Below are 23,068 nucleotides of genomic sequence, written 5' to 3' on the forward strand. Positions count from 1 at the left end.
ACTCCTCGTGGCTGTTCTTTCCCGGTGGTGAGTGTGAGGTTGCGGCCAGGGGAACCATGACGTGTCTGTACTCCGGTTTGCCCGTGAGCGACCGGGCCGGGGTACTCACGTGGCCCACGGCGTTCTTCGGACGACCTGCGGACGAGGTCCTCGGAGACGAGGCGCTCTGGCGGACCAGTGACACCGCGTGGGTCTTCGTCGACGAGCACCCCGAGCGGGCGGGCGGCGCCCTGCCCACATGAGAGGTGGAGGACCCCGAAGAGACTCTGGCCCGCCTCGCCACCCACGGCATCGGCCACGACCCTGTGCAGACCTACGACAACGGTGTGCGCCGCGTCGTGTCCGACCCGGACGGCGACAACCTGTCCCTGGCCCCGGCCCCCGCACCCGGGGAGGAGTACGCACGCCGTCGCAGCGCTCCCCTGTTCCCGCTGTTGGCGGGGCGGCTCGCGTGGGGGTCACCCAGGGCGGCGCGCGACCACCGAGAAGTTCAGCGGAATCCTGGGGGCGCCCTCGGGCAGCCGCCACCCCTGCGGGCACTCCACCAGGCCGGAGAAGGCGGGCCAGTCCATGAACGGGTGCTCTCCGAGCGCCTCGACGACCAGCCCGGCCTCCAGCAGCGCGCCCGTCACCTCCGCCAGGTCGTGGCGCCACTCGTGGTTGACGGTCTGCGTGATGGAGTCCGCGGGTCCGTCGGTGTAGGTGGCCGCGTCCTCGTAGACGTTGGCGCCCCCGCCGCTGAGGTAGTCGCCGCTCACCTGCCACGGTTCGAAGTCCATGGCGCCCAGGATCGGGTGGTCGTCGCGGATCGCGAACACCCCGCCCGGTTCCAGCAGGTCGTGGATCGACCGGGCCCACGAGCGCAGCTCGGGCAGCCACACGATCGTCCCGGCGCTGGTCACGATCACCTCGAACGTGCGGTCGATGACCTGGGAGGCCGTGCGCGCGTCGCCCTCGACCCAGGTGACGTCGGCGCCGACGGCGTCGGCGATACGCCGGGCGTGGGCCAGCGAGTTCGGCGACAGGTCCAGGCCGTGGACGTCCACGGCGCCCAACCGGGCCCAGCAGACGGTGTCGGTGCCGATGTGGCACTGCAGGTGCAGCAGCGACCTCCCCGCCACCGTGCCGCCCTCCAGGTGGGGCGCGAGTACCGCGAGGTCGTTGCGCACGACCGGGGAGGGGCGGGAGGGGTCCGCGATCAGCCCGTCGACGTCGTACATCGCGGACCGGGCGTGGACGTCGGCGCGCTGGTCCCAGTTCGCGCGGTTCTGGGCGATCGCCCTGTCGTACTCGCTCACGTCTGGCCGCCTCGCTCCGTGTACTCGTGAAGTGGTGCGCGCGGGCGGGCGGCGCCCGCCCGCACCGGTGTCCTGCCCGCCAGGAGACGGGGTCCCCCCGGTCGTCGGACGCGCCGCCCGATGGTACAGCTCCGCGCGACCGCCCCGCCGGGATTTTCCGGGCGCCCGCCGGACCCGTGCTCAGGGTGCGGGCGTGCCCTGGTGGTAGTACAGCCGCCACGCGCCGTCCGCGTTGCGGCGCCACAGGGAGCTGCGCAGGGCCCGCGCCCCGTCGGCCTCGGTGGCGTAGGTCAGGTGCACCAGGTCCGGGGCGAGCAGCCGCCCCACCATGTCGGTGACCCGCACCCGGCGCCGTTGCGGCCCCGTCGTGTCCGGGCCGTCCATGACGGGGAGCTCGGCCAGCATCGTCTCCCGGTCCCAGCGCCTGCCCGACCTGCCCACCTTGGTGAACTCGGGGTCCAGCAGCTCCCCGGCGAGCCTGCGCGAGGCGCGTACGTGGGGTTCCAGCAGCCGCAGCTCCCCCTCGATCACCCGCTGGACCGCCTCGCCTGCCCCGTCTGCGGCTCCGTACACGACCGATCCCTCGTCCGAGCTGTCCGACCACGGCGACACCGACCAAGCGGTGCGCGGTCACACCGCGGCGTCGTGTTCACGGACGGGGCGCAGGTGGTCCAGCTCCCCCCGCGCGACCGGGTAGGGGCGCTCGGCGGGCAGCAGCCGGGTCGCCGCGGCGGTGTCCCCCTCCTGGACCAGGGTGTGCATCCGGTGCGCGAGCGGGGTGACGTCGGTGATCGAGACGATCCACTCGTCCGCGTAGCGCCGCGCGGCCTCGCCCGCCAGCCCCAGTTGCAGGGAGCGGTGTTCCAGCGGGGTCAGGTACAGGTCGCGCTCGGGGTCCCACTGCACGCGGGCCGACGCCTCGCGCAGCCACGCGCGCCAGGTCTCCCGGTCGGGGTGGACGGCGGGCGCGTGGTGCGACAGGCACGCGTTGCGCAGCGCCCACGCGAAGCCCGCTCGGGTGATCTCCACCGCCAGCACGGTCTCCTGGTCCCTCTTCAGCCCCCATCCGGAGCGATACATCATCCACATGAACGAAGGCTTGAGCCAGGTCATGCGGTCGCGCTTCCAGGCGGAGGGGAAGCGTCCCTCGCGCGCGGCGGCCAGCCCGAGCGAGGGGGCGTAGGCCTGGTAGACGGTGACCGTGGTGTCGGTGTGGAGCGCGCGGATCTGGTGCCTGGGGACGTCCATGGGCCCAGCGTGGTGCCCGGGAACCGGGCGCGGCAAGCGGTTTTCCGCCCCGCCGGGGATCGGTCAGCGGGCGCGGGCGGGCACGTCGGCCTTGAGCAGCATCTCCTCGTACTCCTCCTCGGGATCGGAGTCCAGCACGACCGCTCCGCCCGCGCCGATGGTCAGCTCGCCGCCGCTGAGCACGGCGGTGCGGATGACGATGCTGAGGTCGGCCGCGCCGGAGGAGGACACGTAGCCCAGCGCGCCGGAGTAGACCCCGCGCGCGGAGGTCTCCAGGCGGTCGAGGATGCGCATGGTGCGCTCCTTGGGCGCGCCCGTCATCGACCCGCCGGGGAAACAGGCGCGGACCGCCTCCACGGCCGACACCCGCGGGCGCAGCACGCCCCGCACGGTGGAGACCAGCTGGTGCACGGTGGCGTAGGACTCGGTGTACATGAACGCGGGCACCTCGACGCTGCCGACCTCGCACACCCGCCCCAGGTCGTTGCGGAGCAGGTCGACGATCATGAGGTTCTCGGCGCGGGTCTTGGTGCCGGTGCGCAGCTCCCGGGCCGCGCGCGCGTCGGCGGCCGGGTCGGCGTGGCGCGGCGCGGTGCCCTTGATGGGGCGGCTCTCGGCCGCGCGGTCGCCGTCCACGCGCAGGAAGCGCTCGGGCGAGGCGCTGAGCACGCTCGTGGGCCCCAGTCGCAGCAGGGCGGCGTAGGGCGCGGGGCTGGCGGCGCGCAGGCGGCGGTAGGAGTCCAGGTCTCCTCCGTCGTGGGGCAGGCGGACCCGGTTGGTCAGGCAGATCTCGTAGCTCTCCCCGGCGGTGAGCTCGGCCAGGCACTCCTTGACGTCGGCGACGTAGTCCTCGCGCGGGCGCTCCAGCAAGCGGGCCAGGTCGGCGGACGGGGCGGCGGGGGCGGGCGCGGGCAGCGGCGGCAGGTCGGTGAGGGCGGTCAGGGTCGCGTCGAGCCAGGCGTCGCCGTCGGGGAGGTCGTCGGCGCACACCGCGTAGGTGCGGTCGCGGTGGTGGTCGACGGCCACGAACCGGTCGCAGCGCAGCCACACCGCGTCGGGTTCGGACGAGGTGTGGGCGCTGTCGCCGCCGCAGTCGGCCTTGAGCTCGTAGCCGAGGTAGCCGACGTACCCTCCGGTGAAGTCGAAGGGCAGGCCGGAGGGCGAGGGCGGGGGGAGGCGGCGGTCGAGGGCGTCGAAGACGCTGCCGGGCTCGCGGTGCTCGGTGCCGTCCGCGGCGCGCACGGTGACGGGACCGCCGACGCGGTAGGTGAGCACCTCGCCGGTGGCGGCGCCGAGGAAGGAGAAGCGCGCGGGCCCCTCCGGGCGGGAGCTGTCCAGCCAGAACGCGTACTCGGCGTCGCCGTACAGGCGGGCGAAGGCGGCTTCGGTGTCCACGGCCAGGGGGAGTTCGCGCACGCGGACGGTCGGGGCGGCCGCATCCGCGGGGGTGTCGGGGCGCTCTCCGGGCACCGCAGTCGGGGCATTCCCGCCCCGGGCGGCCGCGTCCCGTTCCGGGGACGGGTCCGGGGTCGCGGCCGCGAGGGCGGTGTGCGTGCGGGCCAGGTCCAGGAAGTTCGCGACCAGCTCCGCGCCGTGCTCGCTGGCCACCGACTCGGGGTGGAACTGCACGCCCCAGCGGGGCAGCGTGCGGTGCTCCAGGCCCATGACCACGCCGTCCTCGGCCCATGCGGTGGCCGTCAGTGTCTCGGGCAGGGGCTCGGGAACGGCCAGGGAGTGGTAGCGCACGGCGGTGAGGCCCTGGGGCAGGCCCGCGAACAGGCCCGCGCCGGTGTGCCGGATCCGGGACAGGTGGCCGTGGCGGGGCTGGGGGGCCGAGACCACGTCCGCCCCGGCCAGGTGGGCGATGGCCTGGTGGCCCAGGCACACCCCCAGGACGGGCAGCCGGGTGCGGGCCAGGAGTTCGGGGACGCGGCCCAGGTCGCGGGGGTTCTGGGGGCGGCCCGGGCCCGGTGAGACGACCACGGCGTCCAGGTCCGCCGGGTCGATCCGGTCCCAGCGGGGATCGTCGTGGGTGAGCACCGCCGGGGTCCGGCCGAGGACGCGCGCCAGGAGCTGGAAGAGGTTGTAGGTGTAGGAGTCGTGGTTGTCCACGAGGAGGACGCGCATAACCACCCTTTTCGTCCGGATCCCGACAATCCAGGTTACGGCGATCCGGACGGAGCGGTTGTCCACAGGCGTGAAGGACCCCTGGAGAAGAACCCCGGACAGGGGTACACAGGAAGGGGAGGAGCGGTTCTTCCAGGAGTGGGGAGCAGACGATGACCTACGTCATGGCCGCGGTCGTCATCATGGTGATGGTGGCGCTGGGCGTCTTCTTCGTCGTCACGGTGGCGTCCGTGGCGGGCGCGGCCCGTGCCGACCTGGCCCGACCGGGGCGTCGCCGGACCCCCGCCGCGCCCGCGCCACAGGCCGTGGACGCGGCGGAGGAGGAGCTGCGGCTCAGATACGCGCGCGGCCAGATCGACCGGGAGGAGTTCCTCCAGCGCAAGATCGACCTGGAGCGCTGAACCCTCAGCCCCGCATCTCCTCCAGGGTCTTGCCGCGGGTCTCCTTCACGAACCTCAGCACGAAGAAGAACGACACCAGCGCGAAGAACGCGTACATCAGGTACGTGCCGCTCAGGCTCCAGTCGCGCAGGCTCGGGAAGCTCACGGTGATGAGCCAGTTGGTGAGCCACTGGGTCGCGGTGGCCACGCCCATCGCCGCGGCGCGGATGCGCAGCGGGAACATCTCCCCCAGCAGCACCCACACGACCACGCCCCACGACAGCGCGAAGAAGAGCACGAACAGGCTGGCCGCGGTCAGCGCCACCGCGCCCCAGCCGAACGACAGCGTCACCTCCTCGCCCCGCACCACCGCGTGGTTGAAGGCGTAGGCGGCCAGCGCCAGCGCCACCGTCATCCCGGCCGAGCCCACCAGCAGCAGCGGCTTGCGGCCGACCCGGTCCACCAGCAGGATCGCCACGAACGTACCCACGATGTTCACGATGGAGGTGAACAGGCTCAGCAGCAGCGAGGCCGACTCCTCCACCCCCACCGACTGCCACAGCGAACTGGAGTAGTAGAAGATGACGTTGATCCCGACCAGCTGCTGGAACGCCGAGACGGCCATGCCGATCCACACGATGGGCAGCAGACCGTAGCGGCCGGTCAGGTCGCTCAGCCTGGGCCGGACCTCCGAGCCCAGCGCCTCGCGGATCTCCCCGATGCGCTTGTCCACCCGCTCGGCTCCGCCGCCCTCGACGTCGGCCAGGATGCGGCGGGCGCGTTCGGTCTGCCCCACGCGCACCAGGTAGCGGGGAGACTCGGGGATGAGCACGCTCAGCCCCAGGTAGACCAGGGCGGGCAGGACCTCGACGCCCAGCATCCACTGCCAGGCCTGGATCGGCCCCAGCATGCCGCTCGCGGTGCCGTCGGCCATCTGGGCGATGCCGTAGTTGACCAGCTGCGAGGCGGCGATGCCCAGCACGATGGCCAGCTGCTGCAACGACGCCAGGCGGCCGCGGTAGGCCGCGGGCGACACCTCGGCGATGTAGGTCGGGGCGATCACCGAGGCCAGGCCGATGGCGACACCGCCCAGGATCCGCCAGGCGGTCAGGTCCCACACGTTGAACGGCAGCGCCGAGCCGACGGCGCTGACCGCGAACAGCACGCCGGCGATCTGCATGGTGCGGATGCGGCCGAGGCGGTCGGCCAGGGCGCCCGCGACCGCGGCGCCCACGACACAGCCCAGGAGCGCGGCGGCGACCGTGAAGCCCAGCGTGGCGGCACCCACTCCGAAGTACTCCTGGATGGCGGGTACCGCTCCGTTGATGACCGCGCTGTCGTAGCCGAACAGGAAACCGCCCATCGCCGCGGCCGCGGCGATCATCGTCACGTGGACGATGTTGCCCTCCCCCGCCGGAACCGACTCGTCCCCGGCCTGTCTGGCTCCGCTCACGTCTGGTGTCCCTTCCACGTCGCACAGTGCTCGTCCCCAGAGTGGACACGCCGGGAAGCCGAGGGTCACGGACAAAACGCCCACGGGCCAAAAGATGTCCATCGTTTGGCCCGCAACGTGTATCGGTCCCGCGGCGCCCGACCGCGTACGATCTGGACGGGTTCCCGACGGTGCCGTGAGGAAGGTGTGTCCTGTTGACCGTGCTCTTCGACCTGTTCGGTGTCCTGGCCCGCCACCAGTCCGAGGAGGGCAAGGACCGGTTGGTCCGGATCGCGGGCGCGCCCGCCCCGGCCTTCTGGGAGGCGTACTGGGCGCGGCGCCAGCCCTACGACCGCGCGGACGTGAGCGCCGCCGAGTACTGGCGCGGCGTGGGCGAGGACCTGGGCACACGCTTCGACGGGGAGCGCGTCGCCGCGCTCGTCGAGGCCGACGTCGCCAGCTGGAGCGCCGTGGACGAGACCATGGTCGCCCTGGTCGGGGAGCTCGCGGCCTCCGGCCGGCGGATCGGGCTGCTGTCCAACATCCCCGAGGAGTTGGCCGCCCACTACGAGGCGCACCACCCCTGGCTCGACCGCTTCCACGTGCGCGCCTTCTCCTGCCGTATCCGCCGCGCCAAGCCCGAACCGGACGCCTACCGGTGGTGCCAGGAGGCCCTGGGCGTGGAGGCGGGGCGGATCCTCTTCGTCGACGACCGCGAGGAGAACGTCCGGGCCGCCGAGGCGCTGGGCATGGGCGGCCACGTGTTCACCGCCGCCGACGGGTTCCGCGAGGGCCTCGCGCGCTGGGAGTCCGCTCCGACGGGCTGAGCCCCGTCCGCCGCGCGGTCCGGGGCTCGGCTCGGGTACCGCCGCCTCAGGCGGCGTCCTCTGCGGCGAGGGCGGACCGGAAGACGGCGAAGTTCCCGGTCATCCACAGGGGCGTCAGCTTCACACCGGCGATGCGCCAACCGCTCGGGGTCCGGGTGAACCGGTTCGTGTAGTACCCGTAGACCGTCTGGTCGCTGTCGCCCAGGCTGTTGGGCAGGTGGTGGCTCGCCCGCACGTAGGCCACACACGTGGCGTGGTCGTCCCCGTCGAAGGTGATCACGTGGTTCGTGATCATGTGCTGCGTGGCCTTGAAGGACTCCATCCGCGGCGCGGTACCCGCGACCCACTCGTCGGCCGCCATGCGCATGGCCGGTTGGCCGAAGCCCTCGCCGAAGTCGACCTCGACCTCGTCGGTGAAGCAGGAGCGGAACAGCTCCCAGTCACGGGAGTCGGTTCCGGTGGCGTAGCGGGTCTGGACCTCGCTGATCTCGGCTCGGTCCAGCAGACGCCTGAGTTCGGCGTCGTGGGGCCGCGTGTGGTGTGTCCGCATCAAGGGACGTTCCTTTCTGGAGCGCGCCGGTGTCGACGGCGGCGGAGTCGGTGGACGGTCGGGTTCATGGCGTTGCGGGGGATGTCAGGCGGCGTGAGGTGTCCTCAGTGGAAAGGCCACTCCGGTGAGTTCCTCGGAGGCCTGCCACAGTCGGCGCGCGGCGTCGACGTCACGCGCCTTCGCCGCGCGTGGGACCGGCTTCGGGGCGCCCCGGAGCCCCATCAGACGGCGGGGACCGGCGTAGCTGTCGCCGGGGACGTCCGCCGTGGCGGCGTAGAGCGTGGGCAGGGCGCCCTGTTCCGCGCTCTGCGTGGCCAGACCGATCAGTGCCTGGCTCGCCCGCAGCCACAGGCCGCGCCCCTCGGTCCTCATCAGGTTCGTGGCCGAGATTCCGGGGTGGGCGGCCGTCGATGTCACCGGGGAACCGGCCTCGGCGAGGCGCCGCTGGAGTTCCGAGGCGAACAGGAGGTTGGCGAGTTTGGACTGGCCGTAGGCGGGATAGGCCCGGTAGGGCTTGTGCTCCCAGTTGAGGTCGGCGAAGTCGATCGAGCCGATCAGGTGCGCGAGCGAGGCCACCGTGACGACCCTTCCCCGGATCCGCGGCAGCAGCAGGTTCGTGAGCGCGAAGTGGCCGAGGTGGTTGGTCCCGAACTGCGACTCGAAACCGTCGGCGGTGCGGGACAACGGCGGGAGCGACAGGCCGGCGTTGTTGACGAGCAGGTCGACGGGCTCGGTGAGTCGCCGCGCGAACGCCCGGATCGAGGACAGGTCGGCGAGGTCGAGTTCGCGGACCTCGACGCCACCGGTCATCGTCGCGGCGGCGGCGCGGCCCCTGTCGAGGTCGCGGACGGCGAGCAGGACCCGGGCGCCGCGTTCGGCGAGGACGCGGGCGGTGACGCGTCCGATCCCGCTGTTCGCGCCGGTGACGACGGCGGTGCGGCCGGTCATGGAAGGGACGTCTTCGGCGGAGAACGCTGTCATGACCCCCGAATGTAGTCAGTGCAAACAATGATGTCAATGCAAACATTGCGTGTTAGGATGGCGGACGTGACCCCACCCGCCGGGCAGCGCCCCTACCACCACGGCAACCTCCGCAGCGCGATCCTCGACGCCGCCGCGCGCCAGCTGCGCGAGCACGGAGCGGACCAGCTCTCCCTCCGGGACCTGGCCAGGGAGGTCGGCGTGAGCCACGCCGCGCCGCGGCGGCACTTCGCCGACCGGCAGGCGCTCCTCGACGCCCTGGCCGAGGCGGGGTTCGTCCGGTTGGGCGAGGAGCTGCGCACCGCGCTGGCGGAGGCCGGGGACGCGTTCGACGTGCGGGTGCACGGGGCCGTGCTGGCCTTCGCCCGTTTCGCCACCGAGAACGCCGCGCTGCTCGAACTGATGAACTCCGGCAAACACCGGCCGGGAGCCACACGGCTCGTCGAGGCGGCCGAGGCCGCCTTCGGGCAGGTCAGCGAGCTGATCGAGGAGGGCCAGGAGCGCGGCGCGCTCGAACACGGCGACCCCGAGCGCATCGGGATCATCCTGTACGCGACCGTGCAGGGCATCGCGACGATGGTCAACGGCGGCATGATCGACGCGGACAGGCTCGACGGGCTGGTCGAGACCGCGGTCGAGCAGTTCCTGCGGGGCGCCCGCCCCCACGGCCGGTAACCGTCCGCCGACCGAACCCGCCGCCCCTCTATCGTTGCCGTTGATGACAACCCATGGAACGGACATCACCGAGGACCTGGTCCGGGACCTGCTGCGCGAGCGGCACCCCGACCTGGCGGACCTGCCCCTGAGACTCGGAGCGCGCGGCTGGGACAACCAGGTGTGGCGGCTCGGCGACGACCTCGCCGTCCGGTTGCCCTGGGCGACGCGGTCCGCGGACGCGCTGCTGCGCAAGGAACACACCTGGCTGCCCGCCCTGGCCCCGCTCCTTCCCCTGCCGGTCCCCGTCCCGCAGCGCCTCGCCGAGCCCTCCGCGCGGTTCCCGCGGCCCTGGCTCGTCACCACCTGGGTGCCCGGCGAACCCGCCGACCGCGCCCCCGCGACACGCGCCGAGGAGGCCGCCGCCACCCTGGCCGCCTTCCTGACGGCCCTGCACCACCCCGCCCCGGACGACGCGCCGACGGGCCGGGACCGGGGGAACCCGCTGGCCGAGACCGCCGAGGACTTCACCCGAGGACTCGCCGCGGCCGTCGAACGGGGTCTGGTCCGCGACCCGCACGCCGTCCGCGCGGTCTGGGAGGACGCCGTCGCCGCGCCCGAGTGGGCGGGCCCGAGGGTGTGGCTCCACGGGGACCTGCACCCGGCCAACGTCCTGACCACGGGCGGCGACCTCTCGGGCGTGATCGACTTCGGCGACCTCTTCGCCGGTGACCCGGCCTGCGACCTCGCCGCCGCGTGGATCCTGCTGCCGGACGGCGCCACCGACCTCTTCCACGCGGCCTACCGGCCGGGCCCGGACGCCGCGACCCTGCGCCGCGCCCGCGGCTGGGCGGTGCTGCGCGCCCTCAGCGGTATCCACATCGGGGACGCCGGGGTCCACGGCCGCCCCGGCGGCAAGGCCACCTGGGGCCCGCCCGCCCACGCCTCGTTGCGACGCCTCACCGCGTCGCTCCAGCGGTGACCAGGGGGTGTCCCGGCGGGAGCCGCTGACCAGCGCTTCACGCCCTCAGCGGTTCCCGCCGCCCCCGGCCCGCGTACGGCGGCCCCAGGCGACGAAGACCGGCGCCAGCGGCCACCGGGCGGCCCGGACCCCCTTGCGGAGTCCCCGGCGGGAGGAAGGGCGGGGGCAAACAGCCGCCCCGCACAAGACTTCCGCCGCGTTTTTGGCTGGTTAGGCGACTGCGCCGTCCGCGTCCGGAGCCCCAGGATCGTCCCCGTGACCACATTCCTTCCCCTGGCCGAGAAGGCCCTTCGCCGCGAGACGCCCACCCGCGCCGAACTCCTCGGGGTTCTGAGCAGCTCCGACGACGACCTGATGGACCTGGTCGCCGCGGCCTTCCGTGTCCGACGGCGTTACTTCGAGCGCCGCGTCAAGCTCAACTACCTCGTGAACGTCAAGAGCGGACTGTGCCCGGAGGACTGCTCCTACTGCTCCCAGCGCCTGGGCTCCGACGCCGGGATCGTCAGGTACACCTGGCTCAGGCCCGACCAGACCCGCGAGGCCGCCTCCCACGGGGTGAGGGCGGGCGCCACCCGGGTCTGCCTGGTGGCCAGCGGGCGCGGCCCCACCGACCGCGACGTGGAACGGCTGGCCCCCGCCATCGAGGGCATCAAGAGCGAGCACCCCGGCGTGGAGGTGTGCGCCTGCCTGGGCCTGCTCTCCGAGGGCCAGGCCGACCGGCTGCGCCGGGCCGGGGCCGACGCCTACAACCACAACCTCAACACCTCGGAGGAGCGCTACGCCGACATCTGCACCACCCACGAGTTCGCCGACCGGGTGGACACCGTGACCAGGGCCAAGCAGGCGGGCCTGTCCCCCTGCTCCGGGCTGATCGCGGGGATGCGGGAGAGCGACGACGACCTGGTCGACGCCCTGTTCGCGCTGCGCGAGCTGGAACCGGACTCGGTACCGGTCAACTTCCTCATGCCCTTCGAGGGCACCCCGCTGGAGGGCACGTGGGAGCTGACCCCGCAGCGGTGCCTGCGCGTCCTGGCCGCCGCCCGGTTCGTCTTCCCCGACGTGGAGGTGCGCCTGGCGGGCGGCCGCGAGATCCACCTGCGCTCCCTCCAGCCGCTGGCGCTGCACATCGCGAACTCGGTGTTCCTGGGCGACTACCTCACCAGCGAGGGACAGGCGGGCCGGGCCGACCTGGAGATGATCGAGGACGCCGGTTTCACCGTGCAGGGCGCGGGCGAGCCCACCCTGCCCAGGGAGCGCCACGACCTGCTCAGGCCGCGCCGGAGGGGCGCCGGAACCGCTCTTCCGCCCAACGCCTGACACCGGCGCGACCCGGGGCGCGGCGCGCTCCGTCCCCGCGCGCCGCGCCGACCCGTCCCGCTCAGGAGCGCGGGACGGGCTGCTCCGCGTTCCAGACGGGGATCTGCTGGTAGTTCTGGGCCGCCTCGGCGGCCAGCGCGTCCTCCTGCCGGTCGCGCACGCACTTGGCCAGGGTGAACGTGGACGTGATCACGTAGAGCAGGCCCAGACCGAGGAAGGCCCGGATCCACAGGTCGACGGGGAGGTAGACGATCCCCGCGCCCACTCCGACCGACGCAGCGCCGAAGGACAGGACGGACTGGAGGAAGAACTGCGGGGTGGACCGGGGCTGGGGGGTGTAGGGGTTCATGCGTCCATGCTGTCGACTCCCCGGATCGCGCGCCTGAGTACCGCTACTCAACTCTTCGCCTGGCCCCGCCGGGCCCGGACGGTCCGGGCCGCTCCCGCCGCGGACGGGGTCAGGCGGGGGCCATGGGCCGGTCGGGCCGGAAGGGGGACAGGTCCACCCCGGGGTCCTCCCCCATGGCCAGCCGGGCGGCGACCAGCCCCTGGAAGGGCCCGAAGGTCAGCCCCTCGCCGCCCAGCCCGGTCGCCACCACCACACCGGGCAGCCGTTCCACGGTCCCCAGCAGCTGCCGTCCGTCGTGCGTGCACGGCCGCAGCCCCACCCGCGTCTCCACCACCGTGGCGTCCGCCAGTCCGGGCAGCACCTCGACCGCGGTGGAGAGGTTGTGCAGCAGACCCGACGCCGTCGTCCGCCGGTCGAACCCGGCCTCCGGTTCCCACGTGCCGCCGGTGACCACCCGGTCGGGACCGAAGGCCGACACGAAGTACCCGTGCTCGCCGAACCGCACCACCGGCCAGGCCCGGGTGTCGCGCCCCGGCAGCGCGAAGTGCGTCACCTGCCCGCGCACCGGGTGCACGGGCAGGTCCACACCGGCGGTCGCCAGCAGTCCGGCCGACCACGCGCCCGCGGCCACCACGACCACGGGCGCCTCCAGGGCCTCGCTCCCCACCCGCACACCGCCCACCCGGCGGCCGTCCCACAGCAGGCGGCACTCCCCCTTGAAGTAGCGCAGCCCCCGCTCCTCGGCGGCGTTGAACAGGGCGACCCGCGCCGCCGCCCCGTTCAGCCGCGCCATGCCCTCCACGAACACCCCGCCGTAGGCTTCGGGCAGCAGCGGGAACCGCTCGCGCGGCCCGCCCGGGGCCAGGCGCTCCACCGCGCCCATCGTCGCGAACTCCGCGCGCTCGGACAGGTTGCGCAACAGGTCGAACCCGGCGTCGTCGCCCTCCCGGTCCACGGACAGGCCCCCGACCACCTCGTAACCGGTGGCCTGGCCGTCCTCGGCCAGCTCGGCCATCAGCCGCGGGTAGTGCTCGGCCGCGCGGGCCTTGAAGTCCCACACCGGCGGCTCGTCCCACGGCAGCGGCCAGGGGAAGACCACCCCCAGCCCGGCGGCCGTGGCCTGCCCGGGGTGCGAGGCGTCCACCAGCGCGGTGGACACGCCCTTCCTGGCCAGGTGGAACGCCGCGCTCGTCCCCACGATCCCGCCGCCGACAATGATCACGTCCATGGCCACCACCCTGCCCCCGCCCGCACCGGCGAACAAGCCGAACGACCCGCGTGCCGCGTCCGGAAAAAGGGTACGGGTGCGCGATAGGTTGTGCTCTTCCCAGATCCCGGCGCCGCACCCCTGGAGGACGTGTACGTGGACGGATACACCTACTACGGGGTCGCCCTGATGCGCCGCCCCGGCCCCGACCTGGCACGGGGCGTCGCCCCCCGCACGGAGGTGGACCCGGTCCTGGCCGCACGCCAGTACACGATCTACCAGGAGGCCGTCGCCTCGGCCGGGTGGCGGGTGTGCGAGGTCGAACCGGCGCCCGAACACCCCGACGCGGTGTTCGTGGAGGACACCGTGGTGGTGTGCGGGGACCTGGCGGTCCTGACCCGCCCCGGCGCGCGGGAGCGCCGCGGCGAGGTGGAGGGGGCCGAGGCGGCGGTGCGCAGGCTCGGACTGCGGGTGGCGCGGATCGAGGCGCCCGGGACCCTGGACGGCGGTGACGTGCTCCAGGTGGGATCGTCCGTCTACGTGGGCGTGGGCGGGCGCACCGACGCCGAGGGCGCCGCCCAGCTCGAACAGCTGCTCAAGCCGCTGGGCCGGGAGGTCGTGCGCGTGGGTATGGGCGCGGCACCGCACCTGAAGTCGGCGGTGACCGCGCTGCCCGACGGCACGCTCGTGGGCCTGCCCGAGCTGGTGGAGGCCGACGCGCTGCCTCCCGTGCGCCGTGCGACCGAGGAGCGGGGCGCGCACGTGCTGCCCCTGGGCGGACGCGACGTGCTGGTCAGCGCCGCCGCGCACGAGACGATCCACCAGCTGAGCGCCGACCGGTGGCGGGTGCTGCCGGTGGACATCTCCGAGTTCGAGAAGCTGGAGGCGTGCGTGACCTGCCTGAGCGTCCTGATCCCCGACCGGTCCTGAGAGGTCGGCGGCGCGGATCGGCGCGGGAGGGCACGCGGTTTGGCCCCGCCCCCTCCCTCGGGGGAGGGCGGGCCCTCTGCCGTGGGCAGAACCGGAACCCGCGGCCCCCGCGCGGTCGTTGGTGGGGGTGCCGAAGACCGACGAAGCCCCCGGGAGAACGATGAGCGCCGTCCGACTGATCCGCAGCCAGACCCTGACCGGGGCCGTGGACTACGCCTACGCCGCCACGGTCCGGGCGCCCGCGCGCGTGGTGTGGACCGCGGGGGCCTGCCCGCTCGACGGGGACGGCCGCACCGTCGCGGTCGGCGACTACGCGGGCCAGGCCGAGCAGGTCATGCGCAACCTGCGCACCGCGCTGAACGACGCCGGAGCCGACCTGGCCGACGTCGTCAAGACCACGGTCTACGTCGCCTCCGACCGTCAGGAGGATCTGGTGGCGGCCTGGGATGTGGTGCGCGCGCACATGGGCGGGCACGACGCGCCCAGCACCCTGCTCGGGGTGGCCGTGCTCGGTTACGACGACCAGCTGGTCGAGGTGGAGGCGGTCGCCGTGACCGGCTGAGGCGTCCCTCCCCCGCCCCGGGCGTCCCGCCCGACCGGCCGGCGCCAGGAGTGGAGGACCGAAAGCGTCCTCCGCTCCTGGCACACTGCCGACATGAGAGCGACCTCCGCGCGCCTGCTGCGCCTGCTGTCCCTGCTCCAGACCCGCAAGGACTGGCCGGGCGGCGAACTCGCCGACCGCCTCCAGGTGAGTCCGCGCACCGTCCGCCGCGACGTGGACCGCCTCCGCGAGCTGGGCTACCCCATCCAGGCCACCATGGGCACCGGGGGCGGCTACCAGCTCGGCGCGGGCGCCGCCCTGCCGCCCCTGCTGCTGGACGACGACGAGGCCGTGGCGGTCGCGGTCGGGCTGCGCACCGCCGCCCAGGGCGGGGTGTCGGGGATCGAGGAGACCTCGGTGCGCGCCCTGGCCAAGCTCTTGCAGGTGCTGCCCTCGCGGCTGCGGCGCCGGGTGGACGCCCTGGGCGCCTTCACCGTCCCCATGCCCTCCGACGGGCCCACGGTGGACGCCGACGTTCTGGCGCTGGTGGCCGCCACCTGCCGGGACAGCGAACGGCTGCGCTTCGACTACGAGCGCCACGACGGCAGCGCCTCGCGCCGGGTGGTGGAGCCCCACCGGCTGGTCTCGCGCGGGCGGCGCTGGTACCTGGTGGCCTGGGACACCGAACGCGACGACTGGCGCACCTTCCGGGTGGACCGGATGCGCCCGCTCACGCCGACCGGGCCGCGGGTGCCCCCGCGCGACCCGCCCGAGCAGGGGGTCGCCGCCTACCTGCGGGAGCGCATCGACGTGCACATGTGGCCCGTGCGGGCGCGGATCAGGCTGTTCGTCCCGGCGGAGGAGGCCGAGCGCACGGCGGCGGGCTTCGGGCGGATCGAGCCGGTGGACGAGCGCTCGTGCGTGCTGGTGTGCTCCGGGGACTCGCTGCTCCACATGGCCTGCTACCTGGGCATGCTCGACGTGGAGATGCAGGTGGAGGAGCCCGCCGAGCTGCGCGGGCACATGTCGCGCCTGTCGGAGAGGTTCGGCCGCGCGGCGGCCTCGGGCTGAGCCCGCGCGCTCAGAGTCGGTGGACCTCGGTCAGGTCGATGTCCACGGGGTAGGGGAACTCGACCTTGAGCCGGTCGTGGTGGATACCGGTGGGCACATAACAGGCCTTGGCCGGGTCCAGCTCGTACACGTACACCACGGGCGAGCTGTCGTTGTTCTCCACCCGCCAGAAGTGGGGGATGCCCGCCTGGGCATAGAGCTGGGGCTTACGGTGCCGATCCCGCTCCATGGACTCCTGCGACACCACCTCGACCGCAAGCGCCACCGCATTCGGCGGGAAGGTGCTCTGCCGATTGTCCACCGCCTCGGTGGCCACGACCATGATGTCCGGCTCGGGGCGCTGGCGCGGTCCGAGCGTCACGGTCATCTCACGGCGCACACGGTAGTGAGCTGGAACCGTGTGGCGTAGACCGATGGTGAGCAGGTCCATCACAACGCTGTGGAAGCCCATCTGGGGACTCACGAGGACGAGGCTCCCGTCGATCAGTTCGGTATGCGGGGGAAGGTCGGGCAGAGTGTCCAGGTCCTCGGCTCTGAATCCCCTGCTCGGGGGGATGAGCCAGTCCGGTACCGGCTGTGCGCACATACCCGCCTACCCATCGTGGGAGAACACCTGTGTGGCAATCGTAGCCCGGCCCCCTCCCGTTCGAGCGGAGTTCGCCCGAGCGCGCGCCAAAACCACTACTTTAGGGAGTCGTTTCTTTCCGGAGAGTAGTGAAAGTAGTGGTGCAGGTGACCATCCACGACCACAACCCCGAACTGCGCGACCTGAGCGCGCCGCCCACCGTCCGGGACCTGTGCCCCGGTTACCGCCTCGCCCGCTGGGACTCCCCCGCGACCCTGGCCCCGCCCTGCCGGGAACGCCTGCACCGCGTCCTGCGCGACCTGGCCGCGCGGGCCTTCGGCGCCGACCACTCGTCCTACTGGCGCGCCCGGATCGACGCCGGGTTCTTCGACCAGGTCGCCTCCCTGGCGCTGATCCTGGGCCCCGACGGCTCCCCCGTCGGCTGGGGCGGCTACCACCGCCGCCGCTTCGCCTCCCGGCGCGCCGTGTACCTGGACGCGGCGGGCGTGGTCCCCGCCCACCGCCGCTCGGGCCTGTCCGCCGCCCTGATGATCCACTTCCTGACCCGCGAGGTCCTCGCCCACCCGCTGCGGACCACCTACGTCGTCCTGCGCACCCGCCACCCGGCCGTCTACGCCGCGTGGCGGCGGAGCCTGGGCGACGCGCGCGTCTTTCCCAACGAGCTCCGGCCCCTCCCCGCTCGGGTCCGGCGCGTCGCGGGCGAGGCCGCCGAGTGGCTGGGCGACGGGCCCAACCTGGACCCCGACACGCTGCTGATCCACGACGCCTACCGCATGTTCGACGGCCGGATCTACGGCATCCGGCCCCGCAGCGGCCACCTCGCTCTCGACGACTATTTCGCCCACGAGGTCGGCCCCCGCGACGCCGTGCTGATGGTGGTCCGCATGAGCGTGCCCGCCCTGACACGGGCCACCGCCGCACGCCTGCTGCACGCGCGGCGGCGCCCGCGGGAGGCCGGGGACCTTCCCGCGGGCGCCGGGGAACCAGGGCGTGGGACCGCTCCCAAGAAGGAGAGGGAGGGAACGGCCGGGATCACGCCAGGGGCACGGCCTTGACCGTGGCCGGGCTGTAGACCAGGCTGCCCACGTCGCGGATCTGGTCCATGATCCGGGCCAGGCGCAGGCTCTCGGCCCAGGGCATGTCGGGGCTCTCCAGCTCACCGGCGGCCACGCACCGCGCGACCTCCTCGGCCTCGTACTCGTAGCCGTTGGCGCGGAAGGGCCGGGAGAAGGCCTCCGGCTCGTGGCCGTCGCGGTGCAGCACCACGTCGGTGGCCATCCAGAAGTTCGGGATCTCCAGCCTGCCCTTCGTCCCGGCCAGCACCCCCCGGTTGGGCAGCGTGGTCCGCGAGGCGCACGACAGCGAGCCGGTGCCCCCGTTCTCGCCGCGCACGAGCACGGTGGTGGCGGTGTCCACCATCCGGTCGGGAGACAGGTGGCGGGTGGCGCCCACCACGGTCAGCTCGCCCAGGTGCTGGGAGGCGAAGGCCAGCGGGTACACGCCCGCGTCGAGCAGGGCGCCGCCGCCCAGGCCGGCGTTGAAGAGGCGGTGGTCGGGGTCGTAGGGGGCGTTGAAGCCGAACTCGGCCGAGAGCCAGCGCACCTCGCCGATCGCGCCGTCCTCCACCAGGTCGCGGACCAGGCGGGAGGCGGGCAGGTAGCGCGTCCACATCGCCTCCATCAGGAAGAGGCCGCCCTCGCGGGCCGCCTCGGCCATCTGCGAGACCTGGAGGGCGTTCATCGCCATGGGCTTCTCGACCAGGACGTGTTTGCCCGCTCTGAGGCAGGTCAGGGTGTTGGGGTGGTGCCAGGGGTGGGGGGTGGCCACGTACACGGCGTCCACGTTCGGGCTCTGGGCCAGGGCCTCGTAGCTGCCGTGGCGTTCGGGGACGTCCCAGGCCCGGCCGAACTCCTCGGCGCGCTCGGGGGTGCGCGAGCCGACCGCGGTGAGCCGGGCCGTGGGGGTGGACCCGAGCGCCTCGGCGAAGGAGTGGGCGATGCCGCCGGTCCCGAGCACGCCCCAGCGCAGTACGCCGTTTTCATCTGTCATGGGAGCATCCTAAAAAACAGGGCCTCGCCGGGGTGCGGGCGGGGAAGGTGCTCGGTTTCCGCGGCCGCGGCCCGTACGGTGGCCAGGAGACGGGCGAGGCGCCCGCAGGCCACGAACGGAGGGGGATATGTCGGACAACCCAGGCACTCTCGCCCAGAGGCTCGGGGTGCGCCCCGGCGACCGGCTGCTCGTCCTCAACGCCCCCGAGCGCTACCTGCGGCTGCTGGAACCGCCCCCCGACATCCACATCGACCTGGGCCCCATCGAGGGCGCCGACTACGACGACGTGCACCTGTTCGCCCTGGACCGGGGCACCGTGGGCCGCGAGGCTCCCCGCGTCCTGGAGGTGGTGGGGCCGGGCACCCGCCTGTGGGTGTGCTACCCCCGGCGCGGCGGCACCATCATCACCGACCTGGCCGCGGACCGGGGCTGGGGCCCGCTCCTGGACTCGGGGTGGCGCGGTACCGCCCAGGTGCCGATCGACTCGGACTGGGCGGCACTGCGCTTCGAGCGCGCCGGAGCGGGCCGGTCTAACCCGACGTGACGCTGAGCGCGCCGCTGACGGTATCGGCCTGGATGCGGGCCTCCGCGTCCGGGGAGGTGTCCACGTCCACGCGGCGTTCCCCGGACGCGGACTCCCCGGTGACCTCGTAGGCGCCCTCGGGCACCCGCACGTCGATCCCGCCGCTGACGCTCTCCAGGCTCATCAGGTCGAAGGCGTCGTCGGTGGCGACCCCGATGCCCCCCGAGACAGTGGAGACCTGGGCCTCGGTGAAGCCCCCGCCCACCCGGACGTCGCCGCTGGTGGACTCGGCCACGACCGTGCGCGCGTCGAACCCGGACGCGTCCACGTCACCGGAGGTGCTCGCGGCCTGGAGGTGTTCGCCCGTCCCCTCGGCGATGATCCGGCCGCTGGCGGTCTCCGCGACCACGGAGCCCTCCACCCCGGTCACGTCGATCGTGCCGCTGAGGGACTCGGCGGTGACGTCGCCGCTGTTGCCGTCCACCCGCACCTCGCCGCTGAGGCTGCCCAGTTCCAGTTCGCCGTCGACGTTCTCCACGCTGATCCGGCCGCTGACCGTCTCCACGGTCACCGCGGTCCCCACCGGGACCGCGACCTCGTAGTCGATCCGGCAGCCGTCGAAGAACGGCACGCCCAGGCACTCGGCCTCCACCTGGAGGGCGCCGTCGTCCTCCTCGATGTCCTCCTCCGGTTCGGTGAGGGGGGTGCCGCGCAGGGTGCGGTCCACCTGCACCCGCTCGGCGCCGCCGGTGAGGACGACGTCGCCGCCGGTGCCGTTCTCGATCTCCAGGGCCTGGGGCGCGTCGTAGGCGTCGCTGCGGGTGCCGCGGTCCACGCCCACGTTGCCCAGGACCGAGAAGGCGGTCGCCACCACCACGCCCAGCACCAGCACCGCGCCCAGGAGCAGCCACGGGCCCACGCGGAACCTGCGCGGCTCCTTGCTCGATGAGGCGTACAGGCCCCGTGCCTTGAATGTCACTGTTCTTCCTTCCTCGTCGGGCTCGCGCCCCCTCTGGTGTCCGCGGTCAGTCCCGGTCCGCGCCGCGCAGGTAGCGCAGCACGGCCTGCACCCTGCGGTGGTCGTGGTCGTCGTGGCCCAGGTCCAGCTTGGTGAAGATCGAGCGGATGTGCTTCTCCACGGCGCGTTCGGTGACGGTCAGTCGCGAGGCCACGCCCGCGTTGTTCAGCCCCTGCGCCATGAGCTCCAGCACCTCGGTCTCGCGCGGGGTGAGCCGGGCCAGGGCGTTGTCACGCCGTCGGCTGAGCAGCTGCGAGACCACCTCCGGGTCGATGGCGGCGCCGCCCCCGGCGACGCGGCGCAGCACCGACAGGAACTCGTCGATGTCGGCGACCCGGTCCTTGAGCAGGTAACCGACCCTGCTGGCCCCGCTGCCGAGCAGGTCGGCGGCGTAGCGGCTGACCACGTGCTGGGACAACAGCAGCACCGCCACCTCCGGGTACTTCTGGCGGATGGCGATACCCGCCTGGATGCCCTCCTCGGAGTAGGTGGGCGGCATGCGGATGTCGACCAGGCACAGGTCCACGTCGGGGTGCTCCTCCACCGCCCGCATCAGCGCGTCGGCGTCGCCGACCTGCGCGACGATCTCCACCCCCGCGTCCTCCAGCAGGCGGGCCATCCCGCTGCGCAGCAGCACCGAGTCCTCGGCGATGACCACCCTGGGCCCTCTCTCCGCGGGCTGGACGGGGTTCGCACCGGTGTACACGGTCATGCCTCCCAAGGGATGTCGGCGGTCAGGACGGTGCCCTCACCGGCCGGGCTGTGGATGGTCAGGACGCCGTCGACCGCGTCCACGCGGTCCCACAGGCCGTTCAGGCCCGTGCCCGCCCGGGGAGCGGCCCCTCCGGAGCCGTCGTCGACGACGGTGAGCCGCAGCAGGTCGCCGCCGTCGCGGGCGGGGCGCGACACCCGCTCCACGGCCACGGTGACCCCGGTGGCGCCGGAGTGCTTGGCGACGTTGTTCAGCGCCTCGCAGGCCACGTAGTAGGCCACCCCCTCGGCGCGCGGGGAGGGGCGCTCCTCCAACTCGACGTCCACCCGCACGGGGACCGGGGCGCGTCCGGCGGCCACGGGCAGGGCCGCGCCCAGTCCGTGGTCGGTCAGGACCCGGGGGTGGAGTCCGCGCGCCACCTGGCGCAGCTCGTCCATGACCTCCCGGGACTCGCGCTGAGCCTCGGTGATCAGCTCCAGGGCCGTGTCGGGGTCGGTGGCCACGCGCGAGCGCGCCCGGGTCAGGGTCATGGTCAGGGCGAGCAGGCGCTGCTGGGCGCCGTCGTGCAGGTCGCGTTCGATGCGGCGGCGCTCGGCCTCGGCGGCGTCGACCATGCGCAGGCGGCTGTCCTGGACGTGCAGCAGGCGGCGGCGGATGCGCACCTCGGGCGCCTCGAACAGCAGCCTGCGGTGCAGCAGGACCTCGGTGGCGACCATGTAGGGGGCCAGGCGCAGTCCGACGAGGGCGCACAGCGGCCCGAGCACGACCAGCACCAGGGGGCCGACCAGGTCGCCGGGAGAGCCCATCACCAGTACGAACACGATCCCCATCAGGGCCCCCACGACCGACGCCCCGCCGCACACCACCAGCGCCACCACCACGCCCCCGGCCAGCAGGCCGTGGACCCCGGCGACGGTGCTGTAGACGACCGCCGACCAGGCGTCGCGGCCGAACACGAACCGCCAGGCGCGCACGAGCGGCTTGTCGTGGGCCAGGGGATCGGGCGGGCTGGTCTCCACGATCCCGAACACGTTGTCCAGCCGGTTGCGCTGGACCCGGCAGGACAGGCGGGCCAGCAGGGTCGCCAGGGCCGGGAGGCCGACCAGGAAGGCGAGCGAGTCCGAGAGCATCCGGTCGGGGACGAGCCGGGACACCTCGGGCAGCCAGGGGCCGGAGACCGCGAAGCCGACCCAGGTGGCCGAGACGACCAGCATGGACACGGGCACCAGGTAGCACAGGGCCAGGGCCAGTGAGGTCATCAGGTGCAGGACCTCGACCACGCGCACGCGCCAGCCGGACCCGTAGGCTTCGGCCACGCGGGGCAGGGCGGAGAGGGCGGTGAGGAACCCTCCTCCCCCGCCGTTCCTGGCTCTGGTGCGCGTGCTCTGACCGGTCACGCAACCAATCTAGGTTCGGCGGCCCGGGGGCACGAACCCAACAGCACGTGGAGTACCGGTGGTGCTGGCACCACTCGGGCGTTTCCGGGCGAGGGGAAGGACGGGTACGGGGTGGACGGAGCGGGGACGACGGCGGTGCGGCCGGTCCTGGCGGAGGTCGGTCGGGTCAACACGCTGTTCGCCGTGGAGACGGTCCCTCCCGGCCCGGGGTGGCTGCCGCTGGGAGGCGGCGGGGCCCTGGAGCCCCGCGCCCTGGCGGCCGAGGTGGAGCGGGTACGCGGTCACCTGGCGCGGTTGGCGGGGCGGCCGGACGCGGTGGTGGAGTGGCGGGTGGCGGCGTCGGTGTTCCAGCAGGGGCTGGCGACGCGGCTGCTGTCGCCGGTGCTGGCGGCCGGACTGTGCCACGGGGTGCTGGTGGACGCGGCGCGGTTCCACTGGGATCCGCGCCGGGAGGGGCCGGTGGTGCTGCGCACCGCGCAGGAGGGGGCCGCGGCGGTGACCGGGGGGACGGCGGAACTGGCCGACTGGGTCGAGCACACGGTGGTCCTCGGCGTCCTGGCCCGTGCGGCACGGGGACTGACCGGGGCGGGTGGCGTCGCGCCGGGGCTGCTGCGGGGCAACACCGCCGCGGCCCTGGCCGGGGCCGTGCGCGCCCTGGGCGCCGATCGGCCCGCGGTGCGCGCGCGGGCCGGGGAGGTGGCCGCGGACCTGCTGGGACGTCCCTCCCTGGCCGGGACCGGCGGTTACACGGGAGTGGACGCTTCCGGCCTGGGGGTGTTCCGGCGCACCACGTGCTGCCTGTACTACCGGGTGCCGGGCGCGGGGTACTGCGGGGACTGCGCCCTGCGCCGCTGAGTGATCCACACCTGTCCCCCCTCCGTGCTTCGCC

The 23,068-nt window shown here is 73.6% G+C and carries 26 protein-coding genes; 12 read left to right on the plus strand and 14 right to left on the minus strand.

Going from position 1 to position 23,068, the window contains the following annotated elements; all coding sequences use genetic code 11:
* The first annotated feature begins 83 nt into the window (after nucleotides 1-83).
* Nucleotides 84-242 carry a hypothetical protein gene (locus G011_RS31995; RefSeq protein ID WP_196808482.1) on the plus strand — a complete coding sequence of 53 codons (159 nt, stop codon included), beginning with the start codon at nucleotides 84-86 and terminating at the stop codon, nucleotides 240-242.
* A 216-nt stretch (nucleotides 243-458) separates the two neighbouring features.
* Here G011_RS31995 and G011_RS0103360 read toward each other — a convergent pair whose 3' ends face one another.
* The 4 genes from G011_RS0103360 to pabB all read right to left on the minus strand — a co-directional run bounded on the left by G011_RS0103360 (nucleotide 459) and on the right by pabB (nucleotide 4,673).
* Complete coding sequence (locus G011_RS0103360; RefSeq protein ID WP_019607224.1) at nucleotides 459-1,298, minus strand: bifunctional 2-polyprenyl-6-hydroxyphenol methylase/3-demethylubiquinol 3-O-methyltransferase UbiG; 840 nt, start codon at nucleotides 1,296-1,298, stop codon at nucleotides 459-461.
* Between the two features lie 180 nt (nucleotides 1,299-1,478).
* A complete protein-coding gene (locus tag G011_RS0103365; RefSeq protein ID WP_026337971.1) occupies nucleotides 1,479-1,871 on the minus strand; it encodes a DUF4440 domain-containing protein in 393 nt (130 codons plus the stop codon).
* Between the two features lie 57 nt (nucleotides 1,872-1,928).
* Complete coding sequence (locus G011_RS0103370) at nucleotides 1,929-2,546, minus strand: DUF4291 domain-containing protein (RefSeq protein ID WP_019607226.1); 618 nt, start codon at nucleotides 2,544-2,546, stop codon at nucleotides 1,929-1,931.
* Nucleotides 2,547-2,609: 63 nt separating this feature from the next.
* Entirely contained in the window at nucleotides 2,610-4,673 is a 2,064-nt protein-coding gene (pabB, locus tag G011_RS0103375; RefSeq protein ID WP_019607227.1) for an aminodeoxychorismate synthase component I, read from the minus strand.
* Between the two features lie 152 nt (nucleotides 4,674-4,825).
* Between pabB and G011_RS0103380 the strand changes: the two genes are divergently transcribed.
* Nucleotides 4,826-5,074 carry an SHOCT domain-containing protein gene (locus tag G011_RS0103380; protein ID WP_019607228.1) on the plus strand — a complete coding sequence of 83 codons (249 nt, stop codon included), beginning with the start codon at nucleotides 4,826-4,828 and terminating at the stop codon, nucleotides 5,072-5,074.
* Nucleotides 5,075-5,078: 4 nt separating this feature from the next.
* Here the strand turns inward: G011_RS0103380 and G011_RS0103385 are convergent, their stop codons facing one another.
* Nucleotides 5,079-6,506 carry a sugar porter family MFS transporter gene (locus G011_RS0103385; protein WP_019607229.1) on the minus strand — a complete coding sequence of 476 codons (1,428 nt, stop codon included), beginning with the start codon at nucleotides 6,504-6,506 and terminating at the stop codon, nucleotides 5,079-5,081.
* A 194-nt stretch (nucleotides 6,507-6,700) separates the two neighbouring features.
* Between G011_RS0103385 and G011_RS0103390 the strand changes: the two genes are divergently transcribed.
* Complete coding sequence (locus tag G011_RS0103390) at nucleotides 6,701-7,312, plus strand: HAD family phosphatase (RefSeq protein ID WP_019607230.1); 612 nt, start codon at nucleotides 6,701-6,703, stop codon at nucleotides 7,310-7,312.
* A gap of 46 nt (nucleotides 7,313-7,358) precedes the next feature.
* Here the strand turns inward: G011_RS0103390 and G011_RS0103395 are convergent, their stop codons facing one another.
* Together G011_RS0103395 and G011_RS0103400 are read right to left on the minus strand one after the other, a co-directional pair.
* On the minus strand, nucleotides 7,359-7,862 hold the full coding sequence (locus G011_RS0103395) for a nuclear transport factor 2 family protein (RefSeq protein ID WP_019607231.1): 504 nt from the start codon (nucleotides 7,860-7,862) through the stop codon (nucleotides 7,359-7,361).
* A gap of 84 nt (nucleotides 7,863-7,946) precedes the next feature.
* Nucleotides 7,947-8,843, minus strand: a complete 897-nt coding sequence (locus tag G011_RS0103400) for an oxidoreductase (RefSeq protein WP_026337973.1) — start codon at nucleotides 8,841-8,843, stop codon at nucleotides 7,947-7,949.
* Nucleotides 8,844-8,900: 57 nt separating this feature from the next.
* On the opposite strand from G011_RS0103400, the gene G011_RS0103405 reads away from it, so the two are divergent.
* From G011_RS0103405 to bioB, 3 genes are all read left to right on the plus strand, one after another.
* Nucleotides 8,901-9,518: a TetR/AcrR family transcriptional regulator gene (locus G011_RS0103405; protein ID WP_019607233.1), complete on the plus strand. Its 618-nt coding sequence runs from the start codon at nucleotides 8,901-8,903 to the stop codon at nucleotides 9,516-9,518.
* A 43-nt stretch (nucleotides 9,519-9,561) separates the two neighbouring features.
* Complete coding sequence (locus G011_RS0103410; RefSeq protein WP_019607234.1) at nucleotides 9,562-10,479, plus strand: phosphotransferase; 918 nt, start codon at nucleotides 9,562-9,564, stop codon at nucleotides 10,477-10,479.
* A gap of 255 nt (nucleotides 10,480-10,734) precedes the next feature.
* Entirely contained in the window at nucleotides 10,735-11,796 is a 1,062-nt protein-coding gene (gene bioB, locus G011_RS0103415) for a biotin synthase BioB (RefSeq protein WP_019607235.1), read from the plus strand.
* Nucleotides 11,797-11,857: 61 nt separating this feature from the next.
* Here the strand turns inward: bioB and G011_RS0103420 are convergent, their stop codons facing one another.
* Together G011_RS0103420 and G011_RS0103425 are read right to left on the minus strand one after the other, a co-directional pair.
* Nucleotides 11,858-12,145 carry a YiaA/YiaB family inner membrane protein gene (locus G011_RS0103420; RefSeq protein WP_019607236.1) on the minus strand — a complete coding sequence of 96 codons (288 nt, stop codon included), beginning with the start codon at nucleotides 12,143-12,145 and terminating at the stop codon, nucleotides 11,858-11,860.
* A gap of 109 nt (nucleotides 12,146-12,254) precedes the next feature.
* Complete coding sequence (locus tag G011_RS0103425) at nucleotides 12,255-13,373, minus strand: FAD-binding oxidoreductase (protein WP_026337974.1); 1,119 nt, start codon at nucleotides 13,371-13,373, stop codon at nucleotides 12,255-12,257.
* Between the two features lie 135 nt (nucleotides 13,374-13,508).
* Here G011_RS0103425 and ddaH point away from each other — a divergent pair, with 135 nt between their 5' ends.
* From ddaH to G011_RS0103440, 3 genes are all read left to right on the plus strand, one after another.
* Nucleotides 13,509-14,282 carry a dimethylargininase gene (gene ddaH / locus G011_RS0103430; protein ID WP_026337975.1) on the plus strand — a complete coding sequence of 258 codons (774 nt, stop codon included), beginning with the start codon at nucleotides 13,509-13,511 and terminating at the stop codon, nucleotides 14,280-14,282.
* Nucleotides 14,283-14,442: 160 nt separating this feature from the next.
* Nucleotides 14,443-14,844: a RidA family protein gene (locus G011_RS0103435; protein WP_019607239.1), complete on the plus strand. Its 402-nt coding sequence runs from the start codon at nucleotides 14,443-14,445 to the stop codon at nucleotides 14,842-14,844.
* Nucleotides 14,845-14,937: 93 nt separating this feature from the next.
* Complete coding sequence (locus tag G011_RS0103440) at nucleotides 14,938-15,894, plus strand: YafY family protein (RefSeq protein ID WP_019607240.1); 957 nt, start codon at nucleotides 14,938-14,940, stop codon at nucleotides 15,892-15,894.
* A 10-nt stretch (nucleotides 15,895-15,904) separates the two neighbouring features.
* On the opposite strand, the gene G011_RS0103445 is transcribed toward G011_RS0103440, so the two are convergent.
* On the minus strand, nucleotides 15,905-16,480 hold the full coding sequence (locus tag G011_RS0103445) for a Uma2 family endonuclease (RefSeq protein WP_019607241.1): 576 nt from the start codon (nucleotides 16,478-16,480) through the stop codon (nucleotides 15,905-15,907).
* 137 nt (nucleotides 16,481-16,617) lie between these two features.
* Here G011_RS0103445 and G011_RS0103450 point away from each other — a divergent pair, with 137 nt between their 5' ends.
* On the plus strand, nucleotides 16,618-17,535 hold the full coding sequence (locus G011_RS0103450; protein ID WP_019607242.1) for a GNAT family N-acetyltransferase: 918 nt from the start codon (nucleotides 16,618-16,620) through the stop codon (nucleotides 17,533-17,535).
* On the opposite strand, the gene G011_RS0103455 is transcribed toward G011_RS0103450, so the two are convergent.
* Nucleotides 17,513-18,529, minus strand: a complete 1,017-nt coding sequence (locus G011_RS0103455; RefSeq protein WP_036552183.1) for a Gfo/Idh/MocA family protein — start codon at nucleotides 18,527-18,529, stop codon at nucleotides 17,513-17,515. The two genes, G011_RS0103450 and G011_RS0103455, sit on opposite strands and share 23 nt — an antisense overlap.
* A gap of 127 nt (nucleotides 18,530-18,656) precedes the next feature.
* On the opposite strand from G011_RS0103455, the gene G011_RS0103460 reads away from it, so the two are divergent.
* Nucleotides 18,657-19,073, plus strand: coding sequence for a hypothetical protein (locus tag G011_RS0103460; protein WP_019607244.1), 417 nt, complete (start codon nucleotides 18,657-18,659; stop codon nucleotides 19,071-19,073).
* On the opposite strand, the gene G011_RS0103465 is transcribed toward G011_RS0103460, so the two are convergent.
* From G011_RS0103465 to G011_RS0103475, 3 genes are read right to left on the minus strand one after another with little or no spacing between them, the layout of a single operon-like run.
* Complete coding sequence (locus G011_RS0103465) at nucleotides 19,060-20,031, minus strand: DUF4097 family beta strand repeat-containing protein (RefSeq protein ID WP_019607245.1); 972 nt, start codon at nucleotides 20,029-20,031, stop codon at nucleotides 19,060-19,062. The two genes, G011_RS0103460 and G011_RS0103465, sit on opposite strands and share 14 nt — an antisense overlap.
* Nucleotides 20,032-20,077: 46 nt before the next feature.
* Nucleotides 20,078-20,782, minus strand: a complete 705-nt coding sequence (locus tag G011_RS0103470) for a response regulator transcription factor (RefSeq protein WP_019607246.1) — start codon at nucleotides 20,780-20,782, stop codon at nucleotides 20,078-20,080.
* Nucleotides 20,779-22,098, minus strand: coding sequence for a histidine kinase (locus G011_RS0103475; protein ID WP_019607247.1), 1,320 nt, complete (start codon nucleotides 22,096-22,098; stop codon nucleotides 20,779-20,781). Before G011_RS0103475 ends, G011_RS0103470 begins: the two co-directional genes overlap by 4 nt.
* Before the next feature lie 192 nt (nucleotides 22,099-22,290).
* On the opposite strand from G011_RS0103475, the gene G011_RS0103480 reads away from it, so the two are divergent.
* On the plus strand, nucleotides 22,291-23,034 hold the full coding sequence (locus tag G011_RS0103480) for a (2Fe-2S)-binding protein (protein WP_019607248.1): 744 nt from the start codon (nucleotides 22,291-22,293) through the stop codon (nucleotides 23,032-23,034).
* Nucleotides 23,035-23,068 lie beyond the last annotated feature (34 nt).

The organism is Nocardiopsis sp. CNS-639, from assembly GCF_000381685.1.
GTDB lineage: Bacteria > Actinomycetota > Actinomycetes > Streptosporangiales > Streptosporangiaceae > Nocardiopsis > Nocardiopsis dassonvillei.